The organism is Acidovorax cavernicola, assembly GCF_003581445.1.
In genome coordinates, this window is sequence record NZ_QXMN01000246.1 from 1 (window position 1) to 1,120 (window position 1,120).

General features: G+C 66.4%; 2 protein-coding genes. One reads left to right on the forward strand and one right to left on the reverse strand.

The features are described 5' to 3' along the window. Window positions 1-310, reverse strand: a 310-nt coding sequence (locus D3H34_RS32890) for a cation:dicarboxylate symporter family transporter (protein ID WP_147400609.1), incomplete at its 3' end; no start/stop codon positions are given. 250 nt (window positions 311-560) lie between these two features. On the opposite strand from D3H34_RS32890, the gene D3H34_RS32895 reads away from it, so the two are divergent. After that, window positions 561-1,120: TrmH family RNA methyltransferase (locus D3H34_RS32895; protein WP_119558888.1), on the forward strand; the 560-nt coding region annotated here is incomplete at its 3' end.

Here is a 1,120-nt window from a genome sequence, read left to right on the forward strand (position 1 = left end):
GGAACAGCATGCTGGCGAAGACGCCGACAATGGCCGCGGCCAGCGTGCCGATCACATAGAGCCACAGCACGGGCCGCATCAGCGTGGAATCGCCGGGGCGGTGGTTGCTGATCGACGCCATCACGAGGATCAGCACCAGCACCGGGGCCACGGCCTTGAGCGCCGAGATGAACAGCTTGCCCAGCAGCGCCACGCCGGGGGTGGCCGACGGCCACAGAAATGCAAAGGCTATGCCCGCAATCAGGGCCATGACGATTTGCGTCACAAGGCTGGTGCGCTGCAACCAGTGCAGCATTGGCTTGAAGATCATGGCAGAAAGGAAAATCGAAGAAGACAGGGGAGCGGGGCGCGGCTGGCGGCCCATCGCAGCGACGCGGGGCTGCGGCGCTGGGGGTTGCCAGGGCGATGGCGCCCGGCCCGCGTCGCGAGAGCCGGGAGTTTAAGCGCTGGACATAAAACCCACTGGGCGGCGCAGTTCCCGGCGGTATTTGCTGCCAGCTGCGGCGGTCGATGCCACCGGGAACATGCCGGGCATGCCCTTGCGTCGATAATCGCGGGCTATGTCGTCCCCCAAAGTTCTCTTCGGCTTCCACGCCGTAGGCGTGCGTCTGAAGACCGCGCCGCAATCCATCGTCGAAATCTACTATGAGGCTTCGCGCCGCGACGCGCGCATGCGCCAGTTCCTGGACCGGGCACGCGAAGCCGGTGCGCGGCTGATCGAAGCCGACGGCGAACGCCTGGCCAAGCTCGCCGGCAGCCATGGCCACCAGGGCGTGGCGGCGCGCGTCGAGCCCACCAAGCAGATCACGTCGCTCGACGAACTGCTCGAAAACCTCGAGGAAAGCGGCGTGAAGAACCCGCTGCTGCTGGTGCTCGACGGCGTGACCGATCCGCACAACCTCGGCGCCTGCCTGCGCGTGGCCGACGGCGCGGGCGCGCATGCGGTGATCGCGCCCAAGGACCATGCGGCCGGCATCAACGCCACCGTCGCCAAGGTGGCCAGCGGCGCGGCCGAGACCGTGCCCTATTTCATGGTCACCAATCTCGCGCGCACGCTCAATGAGCTCAAGGAACGCAATATCTGGATCATCGGCACCAGCGGCGATGCCGACAAGAACAT